18 protein-coding genes and 1 riboswitch are annotated in these 19683 nt (G+C 73.3%); of the genes, 9 read left to right on the top strand and 9 right to left on the bottom strand.

What is annotated here, in order from left to right:
- Nucleotides 1–144: 144 nt before the first annotated feature.
- Nucleotides 145–1443 carry an AI-2E family transporter gene (locus ABZU46_RS24770; protein ID WP_354861476.1) on the bottom strand — a complete coding sequence of 433 codons (1299 nt, stop codon included), beginning with the start codon at nt 1441–1443 and terminating at the stop codon, nt 145–147.
- A gap of 158 nt (nt 1444–1601) precedes the next feature.
- Here ABZU46_RS24770 and ABZU46_RS24765 point away from each other — a divergent pair, with 158 nt between their 5' ends.
- Nucleotides 1602–1940, top strand: a complete 339-nt coding sequence (locus ABZU46_RS24765) for a co-chaperone GroES (RefSeq protein ID WP_354861475.1) — start codon at nt 1602–1604, stop codon at nt 1938–1940.
- 92 nt (nt 1941–2032) lie between these two features.
- Entirely contained in the window at nt 2033–2200 is a 168-nt protein-coding gene (locus tag ABZU46_RS24760) for a hypothetical protein (protein WP_354861473.1), read from the top strand.
- A 16-nt stretch (nt 2201–2216) separates the two neighbouring features.
- On the opposite strand, the gene ABZU46_RS24755 is transcribed toward ABZU46_RS24760, so the two are convergent.
- Nucleotides 2217–3695 carry a PrsW family intramembrane metalloprotease gene (locus ABZU46_RS24755; protein ID WP_354861471.1) on the bottom strand — a complete coding sequence of 493 codons (1479 nt, stop codon included), beginning with the start codon at nt 3693–3695 and terminating at the stop codon, nt 2217–2219.
- Between the two features lie 23 nt (nt 3696–3718).
- Nucleotides 3719–3839, top strand: a riboswitch (SAM riboswitch).
- 79 nt (nt 3840–3918) lie between these two features.
- Here ABZU46_RS24755 and ABZU46_RS24750 point away from each other — a divergent pair.
- A complete protein-coding gene (locus tag ABZU46_RS24750) occupies nt 3919–4659 on the top strand; it encodes an aminotransferase class V-fold PLP-dependent enzyme (protein ID WP_354861479.1) in 741 nt (246 codons plus the stop codon).
- A gap of 44 nt (nt 4660–4703) precedes the next feature.
- Here the strand turns inward: ABZU46_RS24750 and ABZU46_RS24745 are convergent, their stop codons facing one another.
- On the bottom strand, nt 4704–5939 hold the full coding sequence (locus ABZU46_RS24745) for an FUSC family protein (RefSeq protein ID WP_354861470.1): 1236 nt from the start codon (nt 5937–5939) through the stop codon (nt 4704–4706).
- A 105-nt stretch (nt 5940–6044) separates the two neighbouring features.
- Between ABZU46_RS24745 and ABZU46_RS24740 the strand changes: the two genes are divergently transcribed.
- Nucleotides 6045–6701, top strand: coding sequence for a metal-dependent phosphohydrolase (locus ABZU46_RS24740; RefSeq protein ID WP_354861468.1), 657 nt, complete (start codon nt 6045–6047; stop codon nt 6699–6701).
- Here ABZU46_RS24740 and ABZU46_RS24735 read toward each other — a convergent pair.
- Nucleotides 6673–6957, bottom strand: a complete 285-nt coding sequence (locus ABZU46_RS24735; protein ID WP_354861467.1) for a DUF4031 domain-containing protein — start codon at nt 6955–6957, stop codon at nt 6673–6675. The genes ABZU46_RS24740 and ABZU46_RS24735 overlap by 29 nt on opposite strands.
- A gap of 56 nt (nt 6958–7013) precedes the next feature.
- On the opposite strand from ABZU46_RS24735, the gene ABZU46_RS24730 reads away from it, so the two are divergent.
- Nucleotides 7014–8414 (top strand): FAD-linked oxidase C-terminal domain-containing protein, encoded by a 1401-nt coding sequence (locus tag ABZU46_RS24730; RefSeq protein ID WP_354861465.1) that lies wholly within the window; start codon nt 7014–7016, stop codon nt 8412–8414.
- Nucleotides 8415–8423: 9 nt separating this feature from the next.
- Here the strand turns inward: ABZU46_RS24730 and ABZU46_RS24725 are convergent, their stop codons facing one another.
- Both ABZU46_RS24725 and ABZU46_RS24720 read right to left on the bottom strand, forming a co-directional pair.
- Nucleotides 8424–8960, bottom strand: coding sequence for a hypothetical protein (locus ABZU46_RS24725; protein ID WP_354861463.1), 537 nt, complete (start codon nt 8958–8960; stop codon nt 8424–8426).
- Nucleotides 8961–9049: 89 nt separating this feature from the next.
- The gene (locus tag ABZU46_RS24720) at nt 9050–10864 is read right to left on the bottom strand and encodes a glycerol-3-phosphate dehydrogenase/oxidase (RefSeq protein WP_354861477.1); all 1815 of its coding nucleotides are present in this window, start codon (nt 10862–10864) and stop codon (nt 9050–9052) included.
- Between the two features lie 194 nt (nt 10865–11058).
- Here ABZU46_RS24720 and ABZU46_RS24715 point away from each other — a divergent pair, with 194 nt between their 5' ends.
- The 3 genes from ABZU46_RS24715 (at nt 11059) to ABZU46_RS24705 (ending at nt 15084) form a co-directional block, all read left to right on the top strand.
- Complete coding sequence (locus ABZU46_RS24715) at nt 11059–13776, top strand: S8 family serine peptidase (protein ID WP_354861462.1); 2718 nt, start codon at nt 11059–11061, stop codon at nt 13774–13776.
- Between the two features lie 49 nt (nt 13777–13825).
- Nucleotides 13826–14761 (top strand): GNAT family N-acetyltransferase, encoded by a 936-nt coding sequence (locus tag ABZU46_RS24710; RefSeq protein WP_354861460.1) that lies wholly within the window; start codon nt 13826–13828, stop codon nt 14759–14761.
- Nucleotides 14762–14838: 77 nt separating this feature from the next.
- A complete protein-coding gene (locus tag ABZU46_RS24705) occupies nt 14839–15084 on the top strand; it encodes a hypothetical protein (RefSeq protein WP_354861458.1) in 246 nt (81 codons plus the stop codon).
- Between the two features lie 58 nt (nt 15085–15142).
- Here ABZU46_RS24705 and groL read toward each other — a convergent pair whose 3' ends face one another.
- From groL to ABZU46_RS24690, 3 genes are all read right to left on the bottom strand, one after another.
- Complete coding sequence (groL, locus tag ABZU46_RS24700; protein WP_354861457.1) at nt 15143–16765, bottom strand: chaperonin GroEL; 1623 nt, start codon at nt 16763–16765, stop codon at nt 15143–15145.
- 270 nt (nt 16766–17035) lie between these two features.
- Complete coding sequence (locus ABZU46_RS24695) at nt 17036–18166, bottom strand: hypothetical protein (RefSeq protein ID WP_354861455.1); 1131 nt, start codon at nt 18164–18166, stop codon at nt 17036–17038.
- Between the two features lie 335 nt (nt 18167–18501).
- Nucleotides 18502–18705 (bottom strand): cold-shock protein, encoded by a 204-nt coding sequence (locus ABZU46_RS24690; protein WP_088950422.1) that lies wholly within the window; start codon nt 18703–18705, stop codon nt 18502–18504.
- Nucleotides 18706–19010: 305 nt separating this feature from the next.
- Between ABZU46_RS24690 and ABZU46_RS24685 the strand changes: the two genes are divergently transcribed.
- Complete coding sequence (locus tag ABZU46_RS24685; RefSeq protein ID WP_354861453.1) at nt 19011–19541, top strand: GNAT family N-acetyltransferase; 531 nt, start codon at nt 19011–19013, stop codon at nt 19539–19541.
- Nucleotides 19542–19683: the final 142 nt, after the last annotated feature.

Raw genomic sequence — 19683 nt, 5'->3', positions numbered from 1 at the left:
CACCTTGCTCGACACAAGCTGATCTATCAGAAGTCCCGTTCGCGTCTCCAAAGCCCTTGACTCAAGTCCCGATCGCCAAACGCAACAGCGTTGACATCAACGATCGTGCGTGATCATGGCGCGGGAGGCGCGCCGCTCGTGCGGTCAGGGGGCCTGCGCGGCGACGACGACGGCGTCGGGTGGGGTGTCCGGGACCGTGCGGGCGGCCAGTCGGCGTACGGCGGTGTTCAGCACCGCGATCAGCGGCACGGAGACCAGCGCGCCGGTGATGCCCGCGAGCACCACGCCGGCCGCGATCCCGATGATCACCGCGAGCGGGTGGATGGCCACCGCCCGGCCCATGATGAGGGGCTGGAGGATGTGGCCCTCCACCTGCTGCACACCGATAACCGCACCCAGGATGATCAGCGCGGTTACCGGCCCGCTGTCGACAAGCGCCACCAGCACCGCCACCCCACCGGAGAGCGCCGCGCCGACGATCGGGATGAACGCGCCGAGGAACACCAGGGCCGCCAGCGGGAAGGCGAACGGCACGTCGAAGATGACCAGGAAGATGCCGATGCCGACCGCGTCGATGAAGGCGACCAGCACGGTCGCGCGGACGTACGCGACGAGGGTCTGCCAGGCGGCGCGGCCGGCGTCGTCGACCTTCCACCGGGCGGCCACCGGCAGCAGCCGGACGAGGAAACGCCAGATCTTGTTGCCGTCGCGCAGGAAGAAGAACGTCGCGAACAGCACCAGCAGCGTGCCGGTCAGCACCTCCGCCAGCGTCGCCGCGGTGCTCAGCGCGCCGCTGGTGAACTTCGAGGTGTTGTCGTTGATCCAGCCCTGCGCCTCGTTGATGTAGCGGTCGAGCTGGGTGTCGGACAGGTGCAACGGGCCGGTCTTCAGCCAGTTCTGGATCTGCCGGACGCCCTGCGAGGACTTCTCGCTCAGCTCCGGTACGCCCTGGATGAACTCGTTCACCACCAGGGTCAGCGTGCCGATGACGCCCGCCAGACCGCCGACCAGCACCACGGCCGTCGCCAGCGAACGGGGCAACCGGGCCCGCAGCAGCCAACCCACGGCCGGCGCGAGCAACGCCGAGAGCAGCAACGCGATGGCCAGCGGGATGATCACGATCCGGACCGTGCCGACGATCCGGAGCAGCGCCCACGCCACCACGCCGATCACGATCAGCCGCCAGCACCAGGCGGCGGCGATCCGCAGCCCGTGCGGCACGTCGGCGTCGTCCCGGCTGGACGTCGAGCTGTGCAGGTCCACCGGAGGCTCCGCGCCGACGACCGTGGCCTTCGCCGGAGCGGCGGGCCCGGGAACGGCCGGCGAGGCCACCCCGGCCGTCTCCGGCGCGTCGCTCGGCGTCTCCTGAGCCGCGCGAACCGACTCCTGTCCTGACCGGTAGGCGCGGCGCAGCCGCCCGCGTACCCGCTCGAAGCGGCTCAAGCGCACCTCCTGGCAGAAGAGTCGTCCGCCCACGGCGACAGGTCGGACAGCATACGTCCGTTCCCCACACCGTAGGGCAGTTCCGCCACACAATGCCCGGACGGCCAGGGACGTAACCACCGGCGGCCGGTCCCTCGCGACACGGTAGCGTCTGCCCCGTGACCGCCGACCAGGATTTCGACTCCGGCCTGCCGATCCGCCTGCTGCACGACCGCGTGCTGGTACGGATGGACGGCAGCGAGGGCGAGCGCCGTTCGACCGCTGGCATCGTCATCCCGGCTACCGCCGCGGTCGGCAAGCGCCTCGCGTGGGCCACCGCCGTCGGCGTGGGGCCGAACGTCCGCGCCATCGTCTCCGGCGACCGGGTGCTCTTCGACCCGGACGAGCGTTCCGAGGTCGAGCTGCACGGCCGCGGGTACGTGCTGTTGCGGGAACGCGACGTGCACGCCGTGGCCGCCGAGCGGGTCGAGAACGACTCCACCGGCCTCTATCTCTGACGCACCTCCCCTGGCCAGCGGGCGCCACCGCGCCGTTTGCCAGCCCGTGGCGTGGGAAGCCAGCCGGCGACCGTGGGCCCTGGGGAGGGACGATGCCGGTATTCGTGAAGAAACTGCTGGCCTGGGGCAGCGTCGCGTTCCTGATCTACTTCATGGCGTTCCGGCCGGACGGGGCCGCGCAGATGTTCAAGGGGATCGGAGCCGCGCTGATGGCGATGGCGCAGGGGCTCGGTGACTTCCTCACCACCCTGATGACCTGACCCCCGCCAGCGCCCGTCAGGAGTGACCGGGCGGCCACGGCGCCGGGGGGCGCAGGCCGTGCCAACCGGGCGGCGCGTAGCCCATGGGGGGCGGCGGCGGGGCGAGCACCACCGGGATCGGCACGACCGGCTCGTCGGGCGCTTCCACCGGCCGCTGCGTACCGTCCGGGAAGCGCAGGTGGTAGCGGCTGCCGTCCCAGACACCCACCGGCGCCTGCGGGTCACGCCCCACGAAGAACGACCGGTGCGCGGTGATGGCCTCCAGCAGTTGCCGTTCCTCGGCAACCGCCCGCTCCCGGTCGGCGGGCTTACGGTCCAGACCACGAAGCGTCCCGTCGCGCAGCAGGGCCAGCCGCGTCGCGGCGAGCTGGTACCCGCGCATCGCCCGCACCCCGGCGTCGCCGGCGACCCGGCGTGCCCAGCTGCGGGCCGCGTGCCGGCGGCCCAGGCTGCTCAGGGCGGCCACCTCGGGCGGGCTCAGCCAGCCGGCGCGCACGTAGTCGGGCAGGGTCCGCTCGGTGAGCCGCCCCTCCCAGGCGCGCAGCCACACGGCCAGCCCGACCGTGCCGAAGAACACCGGCACCATCAGGCCCAGGAAGCCGTACAGCATGATCACCGCTTCGCCGGTGGCCTGGGTCAACGTCGGCAGCAGGTTCCACGTGCCGTGCAGCATCATCGCCAGCAGCAGGCCGGCGATGGGGGCGAGCACGCGGACCCGCCGGTCGGCCGTGCGCGAGGCGACACCGAGCCCGACACCTGTCATCGAGGTGAAGAGCGGATGGGCGAACCCGAACAGGAGGATCCGCACGATGAAGATGGCGATCACCTGCTGGGTGCCGGTCGCCGGGCCGTACCGGTCGGCGCCAGCCGCATAGCCGTACCCGCCCAGGTAGAGGATGTTCTCCACCATCGCGAAGCCGACCGCGGAGAGCCCGCAGTAGACCAGGCCGTCGGTGATGCCGGACCACTCCCGACGCCGGAACACCAGCAGCAGGATCGGACCGAGGGCCTTGGTCAGCTCCTCGATGAACGGCGCCACCAGCACGCCGGTCAGCGCCTCCGGCAGCCCCCAGTCGGCGAACCGCCCGGCGGCGAACTCGTTCACCTTCAGCGAGGCGGCGGTGGAGACGAACGCGCCCCAGGCGAAGCAGAAGATCAGGTATTTCAGCGGTTCCGGCTCGTACCGGTCGAGCCAGAGGAAGCAGGCGACCAGCACCGGCACCGGCAGGATCGCGGCGACCACCCCGATGAGCAGCGCGTCGAGGCCCAGCGACTGGCCGAGGGTGATGACCATGAAGACCGCGCACGCCGCGATGAACAGCACCACCCCGGCCAGCACCAGGAACCGCAGCCAAACCAGTCGGCGCGGCGGCATCCGGGGCGCCGCGACGACAGCCGGATCGGCGGGCGTGGGCGGCGACGGCAGGGGTGCACCGGGCGGGGTGTCGGCCATGCGGTCAGCGTAGCCATCCCCCGCCGGCTGGTCCGGTCGCATCCACAGCCGCTATGCTGCCGGCAGGTCACGAGCGCCAGCGTGAAGCCCCGGCTTGCTGGCCGGCAACCCTCGTCGAGTTCGCGGTGGGGTGCCCCGGGTGATGACCGGGCCCAGCCCGATCGGCGTGCTGGGCAAGCGCGGACCCCGTCCCGACACCGCACCCGGGGTCCCTGACCCCGGAGGTTCCGGCGTGTCCGTCACCCTCGTACCCTCGCTGCCCGCCCTGCCCACCGTCGCGCCCAGCCCGTTGGCGCCGCTCGACGTGCTCGGCGTACCCGGCGAGATCAACCTCGACTACGCGGCCACCGCGCCGTGCGCGCGGGCCGCGGCCGACGCGGTGACCGAACTGCTTCCCTGGTACGCCAGCGTGCACCGCGGCGCGGGAGCGCTGTCGCGGCGCTGCACCCTGGCCTACGAGCGGGCCCGGCAGACGGTCGGCGACTTTTTCGGCGCCCGCGCCGACGACCACGTGATCTTCACTCGGAACACCACAGACGCTCTCAACCTGCTGGCCCGGGCGCTGCCCGTCGGCACGACAGTCGTCACCTTCGCGGGCGAGCACCACGCCAACCTGCTGCCCTGGCCCCGCGGCTCGGTGCGCCTGTCGGTACCCGCCGACCCGGCCGGGGCGGTACGCGCTCTCGCCGCCGCCCTCACCGAGCTGCGCCGCGACAGCAACCCCGCGCTGCCGGTGCTGGTCGCCGTGACCGGGGCGAGCAACGTGACCGGGGAGCTGTGGCCGGTCGCCGAGCTGGCCCGGGTGGCCCACCGGCACAACGCCCGGATCGTCCTCGACGCCGCACAGCTCGCGCCGCACGCCCCGGTCGACCTGCACACGCTCGACGTGGACTACCTGGCCGTCTCCGGCCACAAGCTGTACGCCCCGTTCGGCGCGGGTGTGCTCATCGGCAGCACCACGGCCCAGGTCGACCGGCTGCTCGCCGCGCTCGCCGAGCTGAGCTGAGTCGAGCGGGGCTGAGGCCCGGACCGTGCGCCTGCTGCTCGCGCTCAGCCGACGGGCGGGGCGGTGGGTGGCTTCGGCGCCTCGCCCGGCTCGGCCGGTTCGCCGACCGGCCGTTCCTGCTCCCCGAAGGCCGTCCGGATCCACCGGTTCGCCTCCTCCTGCTCGACACCGGAGGCCACCAGCAGGTCACTCGCCGTGGTCCGGATCTGGGCGATCACGACACTGCCGGAGAAGCCGACTCCCGCCCCGTACGCCCGGCCGGCCTCGCTGACGGCCCGCAGCGAGCGCTCCCGTGCCTTCTGCGGCTCCTCGCCCGCCGCGAACTCGTGCTTGAGCAGCCGGACCGACTCGGCGAGGTGGCGGATCGCGTCCGGCATCGGGTCCGGCACCGGCTCGTCGTCCTCGATCAGGGTGACGGACCGGCGGATCAGCGTGCCGCTGTTGCGCATCGCGCGGTCGATCGGGTCGGCCGCCTCCGCGTAGTGGATCAGCTCGCCGCGGCGGTGCCAGCGGGCCGGCGACAGGGTGGCCGTCTCCTTCGCGCCCTCGATCGCCTCGCCCAGGGTGGCCAGCTCGTCCTTGTTGTTGCGCAGCCGCTCCAGCGCCCGCTGGATGCCGGCCCGGTCCCGGTCGCGCAGCCCGTCGGCGGTGGCGTCGAGCTGGGCGGCGAGCAGGTCCAGCGCCGGGCGGGCCGCCCGGTTGATCACCCGGAGCGGGTTCAGCGGCAACAGGACCGCCGTCACCAGCAACGCGATGCCGCCGCCGAGAAACGCGTCGACGAAGCGCGGGATCTCCAGGTTCTGGGTGGACGGGCTCAACGTCACGATCAGCACCGCCGTGGCCGCCGCCTGGATGACGATGGCCACGCTCGCCCCGGCGAAGATGGTGAGCAGGATCGCCACCGTGACCACCAGGCCGAGCTGCCACGCGCCGGTGCCGAGGAAATAGATCAGGAGGTCGCCGACGAACACCCCGACGCCCACCCCGACGATCAGCTCAACGGTCCGGCGGAACCGCTGCCCGACCGACGCGGCAAGCGTGCCGACCGCGGAGATCGGCGCGAAGACCGGTTGCGGATTGCCGAGCACCTTGTGCGAGATGAGGTACGCCAGACCGGCCGCCAACCCGGCCTGGACGGCCAACCCACCCGCCATCCGCACCCGGTGCAGCCGGTCGTGCAGGGTGGCCCGGCCGCGGTGCCGCAGTTGCTCGGTGGCCTCGGCGATGCGCGCCCCGTCGACGTCCACCAGGCCCTCACGCAGCGGGGTACGCCGCACCATCGGAGGTCTTCTGTCCCGGGCCACCGCCATGGGCGCGACTACCCGTGGCGGGCCCCCTGAATCCTCCCGCCCGCCTGCGGCGCACGGATGCGGCAGACTCGGGCGGTGGCCGATCTGCTGGACCGGTGGCGGGCGGCGGCCCGCGACGCCGGGGCGGGACCCGACGAGCGCTCCACCCGGGCCGGGGAGGAGCTGCTCGCCCGGTGGCGGGAGCCGCACCGGCACTACCACACGGTGGCGCACCTGAGCGTCGTCCTCGATGTGGTGGACCGGCACGCCGCGCTGGCTGACCGGCCCGACCTGGTCCGGTTGGCCGCCTGGTGCCACGACGCGGTCTACGACCCGCGGGCCCCGGGCGACACCAACGAACGGGACAGCGCCGCGCTGGCCGGGAACCTGCTCACCGGGCTCGGAGTGCCGGCGCCCGCGGTGGCCGAGGTGCGCCGGCTGGTCCTGCTCACCGCCGGGCACGCCGTGGCGCCCCGCGACCGGAACGGCGCCCTGCTCTGCGACGCGGACCTCGCCGTGCTGGCCGGGCCGCCGGCCGCCTACGACCGCTACGCGGCGGCGATCAGGCGGGAGTACGCGCACGTGCCCGAGTCGGCCTTCCGAGCTGGACGGGCCACCGTGCTCACCGGGCTGCTGGCGCTGCCCGCGCTGTTCCGGCTGCCGCCGCTCGCCGACCGGTGGGAGCAGCGGGCCCGCGACAACCTGCGCCGTGAACTGGCCGCACTCACCGGGCCGCCGACGATCCCGGCGTGACCAGGTGCTTCGGGCGACGCAGTCCGGCGTCGCGCAGCAACCGGACGAGTTCCCGGCTCGGCACCACCCGGGCCCCGAGCCACACCGCCGCCGCGAACCGGTCGGCCGGAATGTCGTAGTGGTCCCGGTCGAAGCCGCGCCGGGGTGCGCCCAGCGCCTCGGCGAAGGCGTGCAACTCGGCGTAGGAGACGTCGCTGATCAGGTGCGACCAGAGTCGACCGCGCCACGGCCAGGCCGGCTGGTCCAGGTAGAGCATGGTGCCCAAGCTAGCCCGCGTTGATGATCGGTGGTCGGCGACCTAGCCTCGGCGGCATGGCCCCCACCGGACTCCTCGACGACCTGCGCGCCGCCCTGGGCGAGAACGCCGTGCTCACCGACCCGGACCTGCTACGCCTGCACCAGCGCGACGAGGCCGACCTCTGCGCCGCCGGCGTCCCCCTCGTGGTGACCCGCCCGCGCAGCACGGAGCAGGTGGTGGCGGTGATTCGGGCGGCGGCCCGGCACGGCGTACCGGTGGTGCCGCAGGGCGCGCGGACCGGGCTGGCCGGCGCGGCGAACGCGGTGGACGGTGCGGTGGTGATCAGCACCGTCGCGATGGACGAGATCCGGGAGATCGACCCGGTGGGCCGTATCGCGGTGGTCCAGCCCGGCGTGGTCAACGCCGCGCTCGCCGCGGCGGTCGCCAAGCAGGGTCTCTGGTACCCGCCGGACCCCGGCTCCTGGGAGTCGTCCACGATCGGCGGCAACGTGGCCACCAACGCCGGCGGCATGTGCTGCGTGAAGTACGGCGTGACGACCGAGTACGTGCTCGGCCTGGAGGTGGTGCTCGCCTCCGGCGAGGTGCTGCGCACCGGGCGGCGTACCGCCAAGGGGGTGGCCGGCTACGACCTGACGCGGCTCTTCGTCGGCTCGGAGGGCACCCTCGGGGTGATCACCGAGGTGACCGTGGCGCTGCGGCCGGCCCCGGCCGACTCGCTGACCCTGGTGGCGGTCTTCGGCTCCACGGCGGCGGCCGGCACGGCGGTGGCCCAGATCGCCGCGCGGGGCCTCACGCCCAGCATGCTGGAACTGCTGGATCAGACCCACCTGCGGGCGATCGAGGCGTACCAGCCGATGGGGCTGCGGACCGACGCGCAGGCCCTGTTGCTGGCCGCCGCCGACACCGGCAGCCGGGCGGGCGACGACCTGGCGGCCCTGGCGCAGGTGTGCGAAGCGGCCGGCGCCGAGGAGGTCTACGCGGCCACCGACGCGGTGGAGGCGGCGGCGTTGTTGCAGGCTCGCCGCCTCGCCCACCCGGCGATGGAGAAGTTCGCCGCCGACACCCACCCCGGTGGCAGCGGTGGCCTGGTGATCGACGACGTGGCGGTGCCGCGGGGCGCGCTCGCCGCGCTGCTGGACGGGGTGGCCCGGATCGCGGCGGACTGCGACGTGCCGATCGGTGTGGTGGGGCACGCCGGGGACGGCAACATGCACCCGAACATCGTCGTCGACCGCGCCGACCCGGCGAGCGTTGAGCGGGGCCGGCGGGCGTTCGACGAGATCATGCGGCTCGGTCTCGACCTGGGCGGCACCTGCACCGGCGAGCACGGGGTGGGGCTGCTCAAGCGGGACTGGCTGGCAGCCGAGATCGGCCCGGTCGGCGTCCGGGTGCACCAGGCCATCAAGGCGGCGCTGGACCCGGCCGGCCTGCTCAACCCGGGCAAGGTGCTCTGAGGGGCTGCTTCAGCCCTTGACCTCGGCCGGCGTCGCCTGGGTGAGCAGCAACAGGATCTCCCCCGCCACCGCCGGGCGTTCCTCACCCGGGCAGTCCTGCGAGGTGATCAGCCCGGACGAGGTGAGCAGGCTGGACGTCAGCGCGTCGATACAGGTGGTCCGGTACCGCCGGACCTGGTCGGTCTCCTCGGCGAGCCGGGGGTCGGCGAGCAGCACCTGAAGGCGTTCGGTCTGCTCCGCGGCCAGCCTGCCCCGGGAGGTGACTCCGTCGCCGGCACAGTCGAGGCACTGCCACGAGCCGTCCCGCTCGACGCTCAACGTGCGCAGCGGGGCGTCGGCGCCGAGCCGTTGGATCAGGCTGACCTGGCCCGCGGCGACCGTCGTCGGGATCTCGGGTGCCGGCACACCGGCCGCCGAGCCGGCCGGCGGTTGGGCGACCGGCGTCTCGGCGTCATCGCGGCCGAAGAGCGAACACCCGGCCAGGGCGACGGCGAGCACCAGGGCAAGCAGCGGGGTGAGGAGACGGGGGCGCGCGCGGTACAGCACGCGCGGAAACCTACCCCACCGTAGGTAGCGTTCGAAACCACCATCCGGGCCGGTATCGATAGTTACCACTCGGTAACGTCACTTTTCGGTCATCGTGACGTGGGGCGCAGCTCCGCCTGGTCGTCGTCACCCCGATCCGCCGCGTAACCCCGTACGTCCGGTACGCCGAGTCTGGCCGCGTCCGCCCCGGCGTCGTCCGGCATCAGTTGGGACTGCCGCTCCGCCTCCACCCGCGCGCGGTAGTGCTCGACCTCGCGGGCGCTCCTCGCCGCGTCCCACCCGAGCACCGCACCCATCAGCTCGGCGGTGTGCTCGGCCGACTCCAGGCCACGGTGGCTGGTCTCGAAGGAGATCCGGGTCCGTCGGGTCAGCACGTCCTCCAGGTGCAGCGCGCCCTCGGCCCGCGCCGCGTAGGCGACCTCCGCCGCCAGGTATTCGGGAGCACCGGCCAGCGGGGACGCCAGCAGCGGATCGACGTCGATCAGCGCCAGCAGGTCGAGCGTGAGGGTGCCGTACCGCTCCAGCAGGTGCTCCACCACGCCCACCGGCACGCCGTGCCGGCGGGCCAGGTCGGCCCGGTCGCGCCACATCGCCGGGTAGCCGTCCGCGCCGAGCAGCGGCAGGTCGGCGGTACGCGACGCGCGGGCGCCACCCAACCGGCGTACGGCCCGGTCGACCACGTCGGACGCCATCACCCGGTACGTCGTGTACTTGCCGCCGGCCACCAGCAGCAGCCCGAGCATCGGCTCGAACACGGCGTGCTCGCGGGAGAGCTTCGACGTGGAGTCGGCCTCACCGGCCAGCAACGGCCGCAGCCCGGCGTAGACGCCCTCGATGTCGGCGGTGGTCAACGGCCGGTCCAGCACGGTGTTGACCTGCTCCAACAGATAGTCGATGTCGCTGGCCGAGGCCGCCGGGTGCGATCTGTCCAGGCGCCAGTCGGTGTCCGTGGTGCCGATGATCCAGTGCCCGCCCCACGGGATGACGAAGAGCACCGACCGTGCCGTCCGCAGGATGAGCCCCGTCTCGCCGGTGATCGCCGAGCGGGGCACCACCAGGTGCACCCCCTTCGAGGCGCGCACCCGGACGCCGGGCCGCAGGCCCACGTCGTTGAGCATCCGGGACATGTCGTCGCTCCACACACCGGTGGCGGCGATGACCGTGCGGGCCTGCACCTCGAACTCGGCGTCCGGGGACCCGGCCGGCGCCTCCAGGTCACGGACCCGTACGCCGGTGACCTCCCGCGCCTGCCGGATCAGCCCGACGGCACGGGTGCTGCTGACCACGGTTGCGCCGAGGCTCGCCGCGGTGCGGGCCAGGGTGACGACCAGCCGGGCGTCGTCGACCTGCCCGTCGTAGTAGCGGATCGCCCCGGCCAGCGCGTCGGCCCGCAGGCTCGGGAAGATCCGCCGGGCCCCCTCCCGGGTCAGGTGCCGGTGCAGCGGCATGCCCCGACCACCGCCGAAGAGACCGGCGAAGGCGTCGTACGTGGCCACGCCCGCGCCGTAGTACGAGCGGCGGAAGATCCGGGCGGGCAGGTCCCGCAGGCCCCGGCCGGCCGGCAGCGGCACCAGGAACGGCACCGGGCGGACCAGGTGCGGCGCGAGCCGGGTCGCCAGCAGGCCCCGCTCGGTCAGCGCCTCGTGGACCAGGTGGAACTCCAACTGCTCCAGGTAGCGCAGCCCACCGTGGATGAGCTTGCTGGATCGGCTCGACGTGCCCGAGGCGAAATCGCGCGCCTCGACCAGGGCCACCTTCAGGCCTCGGGACGCCGCGTCCAGGGCGGCGCCCGCACCGGTCACCCCGCCCCCGATGACCAGCACGTCGAAGCGCTCGGCGCGGAGTCGGCGCAGGTCGGCCGTACGGCGGACCGGCGAGAGCTGACCGGCGACGGATCGGGAGATGTTGGGGTCACGCACCCATCCACCGTAACCGCCACGGAAGCGTGTCGACATTCGCCGCCCGCCCCGCCTCGCCTCCGATTCACGTCGACCGCCCGCAGACCTTGGACAGTTTCCGTCAGCGGCTGACGGAAACTGTCCAAGATCTGCGCGGTTCTTCGATTCGAGACTGCTCGGGCTGGTCGTAGGGTTTCCGGATGCATGGTCAACCTGCGCATCCCGGGCTCGGCCACCGCAGCTCCCCGTGGCCGGTGGTCGCGGCCGTGTTCGTCGGCTGCTGGATCGTCGCGGTCACGGTGGCCACCCAGACCGGTGGCTGGCTCACCGATCAGGTGCTGCTCGGCTTCGGACGGGACCGGCTGGGTTGGCTCTGGCCGGTGCTCGGCCTGGTCACCGTCGTGCTGGTGGGCACGCCCGCCCTGCTGCTGGCCGTACTGCCCCGCTCGACCACGGTCCGGGCCACCGGGCGGGTGTGGTTGGCCGCCGCGCTCACCCTCGGCGTGCTCACGCTGCTGCGCATCGTGCCGCCCGTACACCACGAGGCGTACCTCGCCGCGCTGGCCGCCGCCGCATCGCTCAGCGCGCTCACCGTGGCCTGGTCGGCGCGACGATCGTCCGGCTCGGACGTCGGCGCCGCTCCCGACGCCACCGCGTCGTGGGCCGGCGACCGCACCGGCGGTGCGGCGCCGAACAGCGACGCCACCGCGTCGTGGCCCAGGGACCGCACCGGCGGTGCGGCGCCGAACGGCGACGCCACCGCGTCGGGGGCCAGCGACCGCACCGGCGATGCGGCGCCGAACGGCGACGCCGCCCCCGCTCGGGCCGCCGAAAGCACGGAGTCGAGCGTCGACGCCGCATCGCCGGCCGTCGAGGGCCCGGATCCGGTCGGGGGGCAGCGTGGATCGCGCCGGCCCGGGCCGGTGCCGCTGCTCGCGGTCGCCGCCGGGTTGGCGCTGCTGCTGCCGTGGGCCTGGCTGGGCGCGCTCGGCGGGCTCCTGGAGACAACGCTCGCGCTGTTGGCGGCGGCCGCGCTCGGGGTGCTGGCCGCGACGCTGTTGGACGCCACCTTCTGGTCCCGGTTCGCGGTTGGCCGACCGCCCCGACCGGCCCGCCTGGTGCTGGTCGGTGGCCTGGTCGCCGGGGTGGCGCTGCTGCTGCTCGCGGCCGGGACGGGCCAGTCCGGCGCGCAGTTGCCCGCCCTGCTGACCCTGCCGCCGACGGGCTTCGCGCTGGCCGCGCTGTATGCCGCGGCCTGGAGACCGACCGCCGACCCGGCCGCGGCCTGGCGGCCCACCGCCAACCCGGCCGGCGCCGCACGCGCCGGCCGGGCCGCGACCGGCTGGCTGGTGGGCCTGGCCGCGCTCGGCCCGCTGGCCTTCACCGACCCGGAAGAGATCACCCTGCTGCTGATCGGCACCCGGGACGTCCCGTTCTGGGTGGTGACCGCCGCCGGCGCCGGCCTCGCCGTCGCGGTCCTGGTCGCCATCGGGTACGCGGTGCTGCTGGCCCGCCCGACGGCACGCACCCCGAGTCGCCGGGTCGCCGCGCTGGCGGCGGCGGTCCTGCTGGTGACCGTTGGTGTCGTCGACGTCGGGCCCGGCCAACCCGGCCTGTACGGGGAGCGGCTGCTGGTGGTGCTGCGCGAGCAGGCCGACCTGAGCGGCATCCCGGCCGGCGCCCCCGGGCAGGCCGGACGGGACGCCCGGGCGGCGGAGGTCTACCGGCGGCTGGTGACCACCGCCGACCGCAGCCAGGCCGACCTGCGCCGCACAGCGGGGCGGCTACGACTCGACCCGGTGCCGTACTACCTGGTCAACGCGGTCGAGGTGGATGGCGGACCGGCCGTACGGGCCTGGCTCGCGCGGCGACCCGAGGTGGCTCGGGTGCTGGTCAGCCAGCGCCTGCGGCCGCTGCCGGCCCCGGCGGGGCAGAGCCGGGGCACCGCGCCCGCGCCGACCGGCCCGGAGTGGAACATCCGTCAGCTCGGCGCGGACCGCGTCTGGTCCCAGCTGGGGGTGACCGGCAGGGGAATCGTGGTCGGCAGCTCCGACTCCGGTGTGGACGGCGGCCATCCGGCGCTGCGGGCCGGGTTCCGTGGCGGGGACGACTCCTGGTACGACCCGTGGGACGGCACCCGGACGCCGAACGACCAGGGCGGGCACGGCACCCACACGGTGGGCAGCGCGGTCGGGCGGGACGGCATCGGGGTGGCGCCGGACGCGCAGTGGGTGGGCTGCGTCAACCTGGACCGCAATCTGGGCAGCCCGGGGCACTACCTGGACTGCCTCCAGTTCATGTTGGCGCCCTTCCCGGCCGGCGGTGATCCGTTCACCGACGGCCGGCCAGAGCGCGCCCCGCAGGTGCTGACCAACTCGTGGGGCTGCCCGGCGATCGAGGGCTGCGACCGGGAGGCCCTGCTCCCGGCCACCACGGCGCTGGACGCCGCCGGGATCTTCGTGGTCGCCGCGGCCGGCAACACCGGCCCGTGGTGCGCGTCGATCGACGATCCGCCCGCGCCGTACGCGAACGTGCTGACCGTGGGCGCGGTGGACGCGCAGCGGCGGGTGGCCGAGTTCTCCTCACGCGGGCCGGTGCCGGGCGGCACGGGCAAACCGGACGTGCTGGCGCCCGGGGTGGGCGTGGTGTCGGCCATGCCCGGCGGCGGGTACGCGGCGCTGGACGGCACGTCGATGGCGACCCCGCAGGTGGCGGGAGTGGTCGCGCTCATGTGGTCGGCGAACCCGGCGCTGGTCGGGGACCTGACCAGGACCCGGCAGATCCTGCGGGACACCGCGACGCCGGCCGAGCCGACGTACCGTTCCGGCAACCCCACCGACGCCTGCGGCGGCCCGGCGAACGTCACCGGAGCCGGCCAGGTCGACGCGTACGCAGCGGTTCGCGCCGCCCGGGGGTGAACGAGGGCGGGGCCGGTCACCGCCAGCAGGTGATCTAGGGTCGGCGACCATGGACGCCGAGATCACCGTCGCCGAACTCAGCCCCGACCTCGCGCCCACCGTGGCGCGGTTCTGCGCGCAGGCGCTCGACCTGCCCGAGGACGCCGCCGAGGCGGCCGCCATCGTGGACGTGCTGTGGACCCGGGCCGCTGCCGACCGTGCGGTGGTCGGGCTGGGCGCGTACCGGGGGAACGACCTGGTCGGGGTGCTGCTCTGCTCGGTGTCGCCGGCCGAGGTGGGCATCGGGCACGTGGACCTGGTCGCTGTGCTCCCCGGGCAGCGCCGCCGGGGGGTGGGCCGCGCGCTGCTGTCGCGGGCCGAACAGGCACTCGCCGAGCGCGGCGTCACCGAGGTGCTGCTCGCCGGAAACCCGCCGTACTACGCCTGGCCGGGCATCGACGTGCGGTACACGCCAGCGGTGTGCGCCGCCCTGGCGCTCGGCTACCACCAGGACCGGACCGCCTGGAACATGACGGCGGACCTGTCGTACGACGAGTCACCGGCCCTGCGGTCGACGGAGGCCGCGGAGCAACGGCTGGCTGGGCAGGGCATCACGGTACGCCGGGCGGAGCCCGCGGACCTGCCGGCGCTGGCCGCGTTCGCCCGGTCCACCTTCGGTGGCGCCTGGGACGGCGAGCTGGCCGGGTCGGTGGGCCGCGCGGGGGCCGGCTGCCACCTGGCGGAGCGGACCGGCGAGGTGCTGGGCTTCGCCGCCTACGGGTCGTCCCGGCCGAGTTGGTTCGGGCCGATGGGCACCGCGCCCGCCGCCGAGGGTTCGGGCATCGGCGGGGTGCTGCTGCGACGCTGCCTGCGCGACCAGCGTGCGGCGGGGGTGGACCGGGCGCAGATCGGCTGGGTGGGGCCGGTGCCGTTCTACTCCGGCAGCGCGGGCGCGCGGATCGAGCGGGTCTTCTTCCTGTACCGGCGGACCCTACCGGTGACGTGAGAGGGCAAATGGGACATGAGTCCATTCGCCCGCATTACCCATCGACGCCCCCTACCGTTTCGGTAGAGGAGGCAGCCATGACCACGGATGACGACCAGACCGAGGACGGCCCGCCGATCACCTGGAAACCGGTCGGCGAACTGCCCGGCCAACTCCCGTTCGACCGGCTCGACTACGGCGACGCCGAGCAACTTGCCGAGATGACCACCGACGGCGAGCGGCTGACCGAGGAACCGCAGGAGATGGTGGACGCGCCGATCCAGCTGCTCCCGCCGTACGACCGGGCGCAGAAGCGCCGCAACCAGCGCCCACTGCCCACCTGACGACGAACGGGGCGGACCGCGTCAGCGGCCCGCCCCGTTCGGTGTGTCGGAACTGGACTCAGAAGTCCATGTCCCCGCCACCCGGGCCCGCCGGGGCAGCCGGGTTCTTCTCCGGCTTGTCCGCGACGACGGCCTCGGTGGTGAGGAACAGCGCCGCGATGGAAGCGGCGTTCTGCAGCGCCGAGCGCGTCACCTTGGCCGGGTCGATGATGCCCGCGGCCAGCAGGTCGACGTACTCGCCGTTGGCGGCGTTGAGGCCGTGACCCGCTTCGAGGTTACGGACCTTCTCCACCACGACGCCGCCCTCGAGGCCGGCGTTGACGGCGATCTGCCGCAGCGGGGCGTCCAGCGCGACCTTGACGATGTTGGCACCGGTCGCCTCGTCGCCGACCAGGTCCAGCTTGTCGAAGGCGGTCTTGCCGGCCTGCACCAGCGCGACGCCACCACCCGGGACGATGCCCTCCTCGACGGCGGCCTTCGCGTTGCGAACGGCGTCCTCGATGCGGTGCTTGCGCTCCTTGAGCTCGACCTCGGTGGCCGCGCCGACCTTGATCACCGCAACGCCACCGGCCAGCTTGGCCAGCCGCTCCTGCAGCTTCTCGCGGTCGTAGTCGGAGTCGCTCTTGTCGATCTCGGCCCGGATCTGGTTGACCCGACCCTGGATCTGGTCGGCGTCGCCGGCACCGTCGACGATGGTGGTCTCGTCCTTGGTCACCACGACCTTGCGGGCGCGGCCCAGCATGTCGAGGCCGACGGCGTCCAGCTTGAGGCCGACTTCCTCGCTGATGACCTGGCCACCGGTGAGGATGGCGATGTCGGCGAGCATGGCCTTGCGGCGGTCACCGAAGCCCGGCGCCTTGACGGCGACGGACTTGAAGGTGCCCCGGACCTTGTTGACGACCAGGGTGGCCAGGGCCTCGCCCTCGATGTCCTCGGCGATGATCAGCAGCGACTTGCCCGACTGCATGACCTTCTCCAGGATCGGAAGCAGGTCCTTGACCGACGAGATCTTGCTGTTGACGATCAGGAGGTAGGGGTCGTCGAAGACGGCCTCCATGCGCTCCGGGTCGGTCATGAAGTAGGCCGAGATGTAGCCCTTGTCGAAGCGCATACCCTCGGTGAGCTCCAGCTCCAGCCCGAAGGTGTTGCTCTCCTCGACGGTGATGACGCCTTCCTTGCCGACCTTGTCCATCGCCTCGGCGATGATCTCGCCGACGGTGCTGTCGCCAGCGGAGATGGAGGCGGTGGAGGCGATCTGCTCCTTGGTCTCGACGTCCTTGGCGAGCTTGGACAGCTCCTCCGAGACGCTCGCGACCGCAGCCTCGATGCCCCGCTTCAGGGCCATCGGGTTGGCGCCGGCGGCCACGTTGCGCAGGCCCTCGCGAACCAGGGCCTGGGCCAGGACGGTCGCCGTCGTCGTGCCGTCACCGGCGACGTCGTCGGTCTTCTTGGCGACCTCCTTGACCAGCTCGGCGCCGATCTTCTCGTACGGATCCTCGAGCTCGATCTCCTTGGCGATGCTCACACCATCGTTGGTGATGGTGGGGGCACCCCACTTCTTCTCGAGCACGACGTTGCGGCCCTTCGGGCCGAGGGTCACCTTTACGGCGTCGGCGAGCTGGTTCATGCCCCGCTCGAGGCCGCGGCGCGCCTCTTCGTCGAACGCGATCATCTTTGCCATACGGCGTTGTCCTCCTGGACACTCACGGCCACCCGAGTGTGTGTCCCGGATGGGCCGCCTGGTTTACGCACCTTGGGACGCCGCCACCAGGCGACGACGACGTCCTCCGGCCGGGCCGGATAGCCCGCGACGACCGGCCATGTGCCGCCCCGGCGTCTCCACGCCTGGGCAACCTGGCCCCACCGTCCCGACCGTTGGCACTCACGGTACGCGAGTGCCAATGACTTGTTTAGCACTCTCACCTGCCGAGTGCAAGCACGATGACGCCGCTCAGCCGAGTTCGGCCGCCAGTCCGGCGCTGTTCACCGGCCCCTCATGGGCCCGCTGCTCGGTGTACGTGACCAGCAGACCGATCAACTGGACGAGGTGGGCCGGCAGCGCCAGCAGCGCCGCGACACCGATCACCGCCACCACCCCGACCGCGGCGCCCGGGGACGCGAACGGGTCCGTGCCCAACGCGCCGGTGCCCACCGACTCCAGGAAGCCCGGAACCACGGTGCCGACGATCACAGCCCCGCCCACCACGGCCACCCGGCCGAGCAACAGCCCGAGCCGGGCGTGGAACATCCCGAACGACCGGCCGATCGGGTTCTGCCGCTCGAACAGGTAGACCGGACCGACCAGGCTCAACGCGAACGCCAGATAGATGCCCGGCAGGACGCAGAAGCAGAAGCCGATACCGATGAGCACGCTGACCAGCAACGTCCAGCCCCAGAGGCCGAGCGCCCGGCGCAGGCCGTACCGCAGCGCCGCATCCAGGCTGGCGGGCCGCCCGGTGGCCTGCTGGGTGATCACCCAACTGCCGGCGGCCCACCCCACCGCCTGCACCAGACCGATCAGCAGGCTGCCGCCGACCAGCACGACGGCGAGGGTCGCCAGGGTGGCGGCGAAGTTGTCCGGCAGCCCGGCCGCCGGATCCATCTCGGCCTGCGCCTCCCAGCCGGGCGACGGGTCCACACCCAGCGAGATGACCGAGAGCACCGCCGCCGGCAGGACCTGCGTGAGCAGCATGATCGGCACCAACTGCCGCCAGCTTCGGCGCAGCGCGCCCCCGCAACGCTCGAACCAGGCCCCGATGCCGGCACCGGGCGGAGTGACCAGGGCGTCGTTCGGATCGAACCCGTGACCTGGCGGGTACCAGCTGACCGGCGCCCCCGGATACCACGGCTGCCCACCGTAGGGACCAGACCCCGGCGGGTAGCCGCCGGTGGGCGGAAAGACCCAGCCCTGCGGCGGCGCACCGGCCGGACCCCAACCGCCCTGCGCCGGATCCCAACCGGGCGGCGGCCCAGCCGGTGGACCCCAACCGCCCTGCGCGGTGGGATCCGGCGTACCCGCCGGACCGGCCTGCCCCCAACCCTGGGGGATCGGGCCGGGTGGCGGCCCGTATCCAGGCGGCATCGCAGGGCCGGGGCCGTATCCGGGTGGCATCGCAGGGCCGGGGCCGTATCCGGGCGGCATCGCAGGGCCGGGGTCGTGTCCGGGTGGCGGCCCGGGATCTGCGCCGGAGGCCGGTGGCGTGCCCGGGGCCGCGCCGGAGATGGGTGAGGTGGGGTCGGACGGGCCCGGCTCACCCGGCCCGGAGGGCGTGGTGGGTGGGGGCGACTGGTCGGTCATGAACCCTCCTCAGCATCTGCTGGAACGGCTCACGATCTTCCCGGGTGGGCGTCCGCACCGCAGCCCCGACCCGCCAGCCGATCGGGGGTGATCCGCGAGCGAAAAGGTCGGGAATTCGCTCAGGCGATGACGCGTACGTGTTCCGCCTGCGGGCCCTTCTGGCCCTGGGCGATCTCGAACTCCACCCGCTGGCCGTCGTCGAGCGCCTTGTAGCCGTCCATCTCGATCGCGGAGAAGTGGACGAACACGTCCTGACCGCCGTCGACGGCGATGAAGCCGTAGCCCTTTTCGGCGTTGAACCACTTCACGGAACCCTGTGCCACGGTGCACTTCCCTCACTCTTGCGCAGCGTTGCCTGCCCGGGCGCGCGGCACGGCCGGACGCCCTCGGACCACCGCCTCAGCGATCGACGACGGCCGCTGAAAGGGTGACCGAAATCGCACGCTACACGAGGAGTGACGGCCGCGCACGACCCCAAATCGGGCGTATTCTCGGACGACCCGACCAGGCCCGGGGGCCGAACCGGAACGGGCCACGGACGACCGGTCCCGGCTCGCCGCCCGGCGGCCCGGCGGCGGGGCGGGGCACGCCCCGAGGCAGCTCCCGCCCCTGTGGTAGGCATGCAGACATGACCACCGATATCGGCTCAGCCGCCGTTCGGCAGGCCGAGATCCACCGGGTCCGGCCGGAGGACGCCGCCCGGATGCGGGCACTGCGCCTGGAGATGCTCGCCGACGCGCCGTTGGCCTTCCTGGAGACCGTGGCGGACGCGGCGGCCCGACCGCACCGCGAGTTCGCCGCGCGGGTGGCGTACACGTCGGCCGGCCCCCACAACGCGCAGTTCGTCGCGGACCCGGGGGGCCGTCTGGTCGGGCATGCCGGCGGCACGGTCGCGCCGAACGAGCCGGGGCTGACCGTCATCTACGCCGTGTACGTCACGCCGGCCTGGCGGGGCAGCGGGCTGCTCGGCGAGCTGATCGACGGGGTGGCCGCCTGGTCCCGGGCCTGCGGCCGACCGGAGCTGCTGCTGGAGGTGGTGGTCGGCAACGACCGCGCCTACCGGGCCTACCGGCGGCTGGGCTTCACCGACACCGGCGTGCGAGTCCCCCACCCCACGATCCCCGCCCTGAACGAACTACAGATGCGCCGAACAGCCTAGAAACAAGAGAACCCATCCCAAGGCAGAACCCCGGTGATGTCTAAAAGCCGGACGCGTCAGCGACAACCGCGTCCACGTGGCGGACGCCATGGCCGAGACCGGGGCCGACGTCTCGGTCATCTTCGTGCCGCCGCAGTTCACC

The sequence above is a fragment of the Micromonospora sp. NPDC005197 genome, from assembly GCF_040608295.1.
Classification (GTDB): Bacteria; Actinomycetota; Actinomycetes; order Mycobacteriales; family Micromonosporaceae; genus Micromonospora.
Note: the sequence above shows the minus strand (reverse complement) of the source record. Positions and strands in the feature narration are given on the sequence as shown.

What these genes read in the sequence shown, in the direction of transcription:
- ABZU46_RS24745 (WP_354861470.1), bottom strand. Translation starts at nt 5,939, where the DNA reads ATGGTGCGGCGTACCCCGCTGCGTGAGGGCCTGGTGGACGTCGACGGG.
- ABZU46_RS24695 (WP_354861455.1), bottom strand. Translation starts at nt 18,166, where the DNA reads ATGCCGCCTGGATACGGGCCGCCACCCGGCCCGATCCCCCAGGGTTGG.
- ABZU46_RS24705 (WP_354861458.1), top strand. Translation starts at nt 14,839, where the DNA reads ATGACCACGGATGACGACCAGACCGAGGACGGCCCGCCGATCACCTGG.
- ABZU46_RS24715 (WP_354861462.1), top strand. Translation starts at nt 11,059, where the DNA reads ATGCATGGTCAACCTGCGCATCCCGGGCTCGGCCACCGCAGCTCCCCG.
- ABZU46_RS24760 (WP_354861473.1), top strand. Translation starts at nt 2,033, where the DNA reads ATGCCGGTATTCGTGAAGAAACTGCTGGCCTGGGGCAGCGTCGCGTTC.
- ABZU46_RS24710 (WP_354861460.1), top strand. Translation starts at nt 13,826, where the DNA reads ATGGACGCCGAGATCACCGTCGCCGAACTCAGCCCCGACCTCGCGCCC.
- ABZU46_RS24755 (WP_354861471.1), bottom strand. Translation starts at nt 3,695, where the DNA reads ATGCGACCGGACCAGCCGGCGGGGGATGGCTACGCTGACCGCATGGCC.
- ABZU46_RS24730 (WP_354861465.1), top strand. Translation starts at nt 7,014, where the DNA reads ATGGCCCCCACCGGACTCCTCGACGACCTGCGCGCCGCCCTGGGCGAG.
- groL (WP_354861457.1), bottom strand. Translation starts at nt 16,765, where the DNA reads ATGGCAAAGATGATCGCGTTCGACGAAGAGGCGCGCCGCGGCCTCGAG.
- ABZU46_RS24735 (WP_354861467.1), bottom strand. Translation starts at nt 6,957, where the DNA reads ATGCTCTACCTGGACCAGCCGGCCTGGCCGTGGCGCGGTCGACTCTGG.
- ABZU46_RS24685 (WP_354861453.1), top strand. Translation starts at nt 19,011, where the DNA reads ATGACCACCGATATCGGCTCAGCCGCCGTTCGGCAGGCCGAGATCCAC.